Origin of the sequence: Brachybacterium hainanense (assembly GCF_042434575.1) — a bacterium.
In the GTDB taxonomy this organism is placed as follows: Bacteria; Actinomycetota; Actinomycetes; order Actinomycetales; family Dermabacteraceae; genus Brachybacterium; species Brachybacterium hainanense.
In genome coordinates, this window is the sequence record NZ_JBHLSV010000049.1 from 1 (window position 1) to 5,425 (window position 5,425).

At 73.1% G+C, this 5,425-nt stretch carries 6 protein-coding genes; all 6 read left to right on the forward strand.

Features of this window, described 5'->3' with window-relative positions; genetic code table 11:
- Positions 1-684 (forward strand): MFS transporter (locus ACFFF6_RS19825; protein WP_512700207.1); only part of this gene is annotated, 684 nt, incomplete at its 5' end.
- Between the two features lie 9 nt (positions 685-693).
- The gene (locus tag ACFFF6_RS19830) at positions 694-1,590 is read left to right on the forward strand and encodes a hypothetical protein (RefSeq protein WP_376983253.1); all 897 of its coding nucleotides are present in this window, start codon (positions 694-696) and stop codon (positions 1,588-1,590) included.
- A 122-nt stretch (positions 1,591-1,712) separates the two neighbouring features.
- The gene (locus ACFFF6_RS19835; protein WP_376983254.1) at positions 1,713-2,402 is read left to right on the forward strand and encodes a GntR family transcriptional regulator; all 690 of its coding nucleotides are present in this window, start codon (positions 1,713-1,715) and stop codon (positions 2,400-2,402) included.
- Positions 2,403-2,432: 30 nt separating this feature from the next.
- Positions 2,433-2,792 carry a DUF3870 domain-containing protein gene (locus tag ACFFF6_RS19840; protein WP_376983255.1) on the forward strand — a complete coding sequence of 120 codons (360 nt, stop codon included), beginning with the start codon at positions 2,433-2,435 and terminating at the stop codon, positions 2,790-2,792.
- Between the two features lie 148 nt (positions 2,793-2,940).
- Positions 2,941-4,092 (forward strand): DUF819 family protein, encoded by a 1,152-nt coding sequence (locus tag ACFFF6_RS19845; protein ID WP_376983256.1) that lies wholly within the window; start codon positions 2,941-2,943, stop codon positions 4,090-4,092.
- Positions 4,083-5,261 carry a dipeptide epimerase gene (locus ACFFF6_RS19850; protein ID WP_376983257.1) on the forward strand — a complete coding sequence of 393 codons (1,179 nt, stop codon included), beginning with the start codon at positions 4,083-4,085 and terminating at the stop codon, positions 5,259-5,261. Before ACFFF6_RS19845 ends, ACFFF6_RS19850 begins: the two co-directional genes overlap by 10 nt.
- Positions 5,262-5,425: the final 164 nt, after the last annotated feature.

Sequence of the window (5,425 nt, forward strand, 5' to 3'; positions counted from 1 at the left end):
CGAGCCGAGGCCGCAGACGCCGGGTCCGCAGGCGCCGCAGCACCGGCCCCGCCCGCGGACCCGGGGCCCGCCGCGCCGGCGCAGGAGCAGCCGATCCCGCTTCCCCGCGGCGGGATCGCGCTGATCACGAGCGCCTTCGTGCTCCTGCAGGCGACCAACGCGACCGGCATGACCATCATGACCGTGTACGTGACGCAGGCGATGGGCCTGGACCTGCTCTGGGCGGGGGTCGCGCTCGGCGTCGCGGCGGGCCTCGAGGTCCCGGCTCTGCTCGGCATCGGCCGCCTCTCCCAGCGCTTCTCCCTGCTGGGGCTGCTCGTGACCAGCTGCATCGCCGGCGTGGCCTACTACGTGGGCCTCGCGGCGGCGACGGGGCCGGTCATGCTGATCGCGCTCCAGCTGCTGAACGCCTGGTCGTTCGCGGGGATCTCCGGCGTGGGGCTGCCGCTGTTCCATCAGCTCATCCCCCGTCCCGGCCTGTCGACCGGCATCTACGCGAACACCCGACGGATCGGCTCGATCGTGACCGGGCCGATCATCGCGCTGGGGGCGTGGCCCCTGCTCGGGCAGCGCACCATCTTCGTCGCCTGCGCCGTGCTGACCGTGCTCGCCCTCGCGATCATCATCGGCGCCCGACGGGCCGGGGAGCGGAAGGCCCTGGCGTTCGCGGCCGCGACGGACTAGACACGAGGCATGAGGACTCCGCCGAAGCACTGGGCGAGCGTCGACCAGCCCGCGCAGCACGAGGGGCATCCCATCATGCTGCGCATCTGGGGCGGGTCGACGATCTCGCACGAGGACGCGCGCGCCGCCGCCCGCGAGCGCGCTGCGGCGCTCATCGCCGCAGGCGGGCCCGGACGGGCCGACGCCTCCTGGTACTACCCGCGCACCCGCCAGCGAGAGGAGGTGCTCGAGGAGGTGCATGCCGAGGACGGCGAGCTGATCGCGACCATCACCCGCAACCGCTACGGCGCCCTCATCCTCACGACGGATGCGCTGCTGATCGCCGATGTCGACCTCCCGGAGGGGGCTGCGGACCGTCCGGCGGGCGGGGGCCGGCTGGGCCGGCTCGTCCGCGCCCTCACCGGGGCGGCGGCTCCGGAGCCGGGCGCGGATGCCGGGACGCCGCACGGACCGGAGGCGGAGGCGCTCGCCCGCATCGACCGTTTCGCCCTGGAGCATCCCGGGCTGGGCGTGCGCACGCATCGGACCCGCGCGGGCTTCCGGGTCATGATCACCGGCTCCGGGCACGCTCCCGGCGGCCCCGAGGCGCAGGCCCTCCTGGAGGAGCTCGGCAGCGATCCCCTGTACGTGCGGCTGAGCAGGGCGTACGAGACCTCGCGGGCACGCCTGACCCCGAAGCCGTGGCGCACCGGGATGAGCGCCCCGCCCGTGCGCTGGCCCGCCCAGGACCACGGGGCCGAGCAGCGCCTGCGCACCTGGATCGAGCAGTACGAGCAGCGCAGCGCCGGCTTCGCGGCGTGCCGCCGGATCCGGGAGACGGGCCCGCTCCCCTCCGCCGTCGAACAGCGGATCCTCACGCTGCACGACCGCCTCTCCGGCACCGACTCCGGACGCCCCCTCGCCTGACCGGTGCGGCTCCGATCCGCGGTTCGTGGGCGGGATCCGCCGCAGGATCATGGATCCCATAAGATCGGGACGACGGATCCGGCCGCCGTCGACAGGGCCGGGGCGGAGATCGGGGAGTCTGCATGAGTATCAAGCGCCAGGTTCTGCGGGCCGAGGTGCAGGAGATGATCCTGGACCGGCTCACGCAGGGGCAGTGGCGGCCCGGCGCGCGGCTGAGCATCGACGGTCTCGCCCGCGACCTCGAGGTCTCCCCCACCCCGGTGCGCGAGGCGCTCGTGGCGCTCGAGCGCTCCGGCCTCATCCGCTACCAGGCGCTCAAGGGCTACGTCGTCGCGGAGCCGCTGACCGGGGAGCAGATCGGCGAGCTGATCGACGCCCGCATCGTCCTCGAGGTCGCGGCCCTGACCCGTGCCTTCCGGGACTGGGACGCACTGGTCGCCGAGCTGCGCGAGACCCATGCCCGCCATCAGGCGCTCGCCGAGCAGATCCTCGCGGGCGAGGACCCGGACTACGACCTGATCCATCAGTACTTCCTCGCCGACAGCGACTTCCACGAGGCGCTGTTCACCCACGCCGACAACCACTTCCTCAGCGCGATGCGCGAGACGCTCAGCTCGCATGTGCACCGCATGCGTCAGACCTGGTCCGAGGGCGCCGAGCAGATCGACGCCGCCGAGGCGATCGCCGAGCACGCCGCGATCCTCGCCCGCGTCGAGGAGCGCAACCACGACGGCGCCCTGCAGGCGCTGCGCGGGCATCTCGAGGCGGTCCGCGACCGTTCCGGCGGAGAGCGCGCGCCGGAGACCGCATAGCCCGCGGCCGTCGCCCTCTACCCTGGCGTGATGACCGAGAGCATCCGCCCGACGTCCCTCGCGACCGGCACCGTCTACCTCACGGGAGAGGCGAAGTCGCCCAGCAACAATCCGATCACGTCGCAGTGGGGGCTGTTCTTCATCGGCCTCGTGGTCGATACTGAGACTCACGTCATCCGCGCTGCGGACTGCACCGCCCTGCTGGGGCTCACCGTCGACTTCGTGCGGGAGCTGCTGGTGGGACGGTCCCTGCTCGAGGACGACGCCCTGGTGGAAGCCATCACCGACAGGTACCACGGGTCCTCGCAGAGGGCGCTGGCCGCATCCGTGCGCAGCGCCGCCGCGAAGTACCGCGACCTGGCGGCGGACCGCCCGGACATGACCCCATAACCGCTCTCCGCCGCCCGGGACCCCCAGAACCGGATCCAGCCGGAAGCACCCAGGACGCGCCCGCCTCGGCCGGTGCGCCCTCGGTGCTTCCGGCTGTTTCGTTCTCCGATCCCGGTCCGGAGACCTCCCCTCCCCAGGAGCCTCCCCCATGATCACCGACGGCCTGCTGATGCTCGGCGTCCTGCTGGGCCTCTCGTGCCTGCTCATCGTCCTCGAGCGCACGACCGGCTGGAAGCTGTTCCGCTACGTCCCCGGCATGGTCCTCATGTACCTGCTGTGCGCGGCCCTGAACTCGCTCGGCGTGTTCGGCCAGGACGAGGCGACCCGGGCCCCCATCGGGGAGGTCAAGACCGTGCTGCTGCCGGCGATGATCTTCCTGTTCCTCTTCGGCTGCGACCTGCGGCGGATCGTCCGGCTGGGCCCGAAGCTGCTGCTGACCTACGCCGTCACCGCGGCGTCGCTGTGCATCGGCATGGTCGTCGCCTTCCTGGCCCTGCGCGGGGCGCTGCACCCGGAGGCATGGAAGGTCCTCGGAGCGCTGCTGGCCTCGTGGACCGGCGGCAGCGCCAACATGGTCGCGGTGCAGGACATCCTGCAGGCACCCGAGTCGATCTTCGGCTACGCCCTCATCACGGACACGATCATGTACTCGGTCTGGCTCATGCTCATGTTCGCCTCGGTCGCGCTCTCCCCCGCCTTCAACCGGTGGACCCGCGCCGACGCCTCCTATCTCGCGGCGCATCACGGCGCCGAGGACGAGGAGGCGCGACCGGTCACCGTCGCGTCCCTGGCGATCGCCCTGTTCGGCTCGATCTTCGTCTCCACGCTCGCCCTGTGGATCGGCGGGCTGCTGCCGGAGATCGGCGACGTCGTCAACGCCACCACCTGGACGATCATCCTCGTCTCCGTGCTGGGCCTGATCGTGGCGCTGACCCCGCTCGGCCGGACGGCCGGGGCGATGGAGGTCGCCTCGCTCATGCTGTTCGTGGTGATCGGGCAGATCGCCTCGGGCTCCGACTTCTCCGCGATCACGCAGGCGCCGCTGTACCTGCTGGTCGGCGTGATCGTGCTGCTCGTCCATGCCGCGATCATGGTCGTGTACGCGAAGCTGACGCGCACGGAGCTGTTCTCCCTCGCGGTCGCCTCGACCGCGAACGTCGGCGGGATCGCCTCCGCCCCGGTCGTCGCCAGCGCCTTCCACCGCCAGCTGGTCCCCGTGGGCGTGCTGTTCGCGCTGCTGGGCTCGCTGCTGGGCACCTTCGTGGGCCTCGCCATGGCGCAGGTCATGTCATGGCTCTGAGCGCGGGTCAGGACGCCGAGGCTCCGCTGCAGGTGCGCGCCGTCCGCGTGCATCGGCATCGGGCGCCGCTGCTGCGGCCCTTCGTCACCGCCGCACGACGCACCGAGTCCGTCGCCTACGTCGTCGCCGAGGTCGAGCTGGAGGACGGCACGATCGGGCAGGGATCCGCGGCGGAGACCGTCGCGGTCACCGGGGAGAGCGCGGAGTCGATCGCGGCGGCGCTGCAGGGCCCCGGCCGGCGCGCCATCGACCGAGCGTGCGGCACCGTCACGGAGCTCTCGCAGCGGATCGCGGCCGCGCTGCCGAGGGAGACGAGCGCGGCCGCCGCTCTCGACGTCGCCCTGCACGACGCCTGGGCCCGGTCCTGCCGGACCCCGCTCGTCGAGCTCCTCGGCGGGAACCTGTCGACAGCCCTCGAGAACGACATGACCATCTCCCTCGAGGAGCCGCAGGTCATGGCGCAGCGGGCGCGAGAGGCGCGGGCCGGCGGCACCCGGATCCTCAAGGTCAAGCTGGGCCTGGACGTGGCCGCGGACCGGCGCCGCCTGGACGCCGTGCTCGAGGCCGCCCCCGACGCGCGGCTGCGCCTGGACGCGAACCAGGGCTGGTCCCCCGACGAGGCGATCCGCATCATCTCCGCCCTCGAGGCCGACGGCCTCCCGCTGGACCTCGTCGAGCAGCCCGTCCCGGCGGGCGATGTCGCCGGGCTCGCCCGGGTCCGCGCCGCGGTCGGGGTGCCGATCATGGCCGATGAGGCGGTGTGGTCCCGCGAGGACGCGCTGCGCCTGATAGACGCGGAGGCCGCGGACATGCTCAACATCAAGCTCGCCAAGTCCGGCGGGATCCGGCGCGCCCTGGCGATCGCCGATGCCGCCGCGGACGCCGGGATCCCCTGCATGGTCGGAGCGATGATGGAGCCCCGGATCTCGATCACGGCGGCCGCGCATCTCGCCGTCGCGCATCCCGCGGTCACGCTCATCGACCTCGACCCGCCCGCGTGGTTCTCCTCGCCCGCCCCGGAGGGCGGGTACGGCGAGTCCGCGGGAACGCTGCGCCTGCTGGGCGGCCCCGGCCTGGGTCTCGCGCTCCTGGACCCGCGCACCGACCCCGACCCCGCGCCGCGGGAAGCCGCTCACCCCACGATCGCGGGACCGGCGCCCCTGCGCTGACCGCTCCCGCCCGGACCCATGCACCCGATCCGACGAAGGAGTCCACCATGGGAATCGCACAGCACCGTCATCCGCCCGTCCCCGCCGCGGTGACGCGGCGCGCCTCGCTGCACCTGGCCGCGGCCGGCGCCGGCGGGATCCTCGCCGCGCTCGGGGCCGGTCCC

Excerpts from the sequence above, each read along its gene's own strand:
- ACFFF6_RS19845 (WP_376983256.1), top strand. The coding sequence starts at position 2,941 with ATGATCACCGACGGCCTGCTGATGCTCGGCGTCCTGCTGGGCCTCTCG.
- ACFFF6_RS19830 (WP_376983253.1), top strand. The coding sequence starts at position 694 with ATGAGGACTCCGCCGAAGCACTGGGCGAGCGTCGACCAGCCCGCGCAG.
- ACFFF6_RS19850 (WP_376983257.1), top strand. The coding sequence starts at position 4,083 with ATGGCTCTGAGCGCGGGTCAGGACGCCGAGGCTCCGCTGCAGGTGCGC.
- ACFFF6_RS19840 (WP_376983255.1), top strand. The coding sequence starts at position 2,433 with ATGACCGAGAGCATCCGCCCGACGTCCCTCGCGACCGGCACCGTCTAC.
- ACFFF6_RS19835 (WP_376983254.1), top strand. The coding sequence starts at position 1,713 with ATGAGTATCAAGCGCCAGGTTCTGCGGGCCGAGGTGCAGGAGATGATC.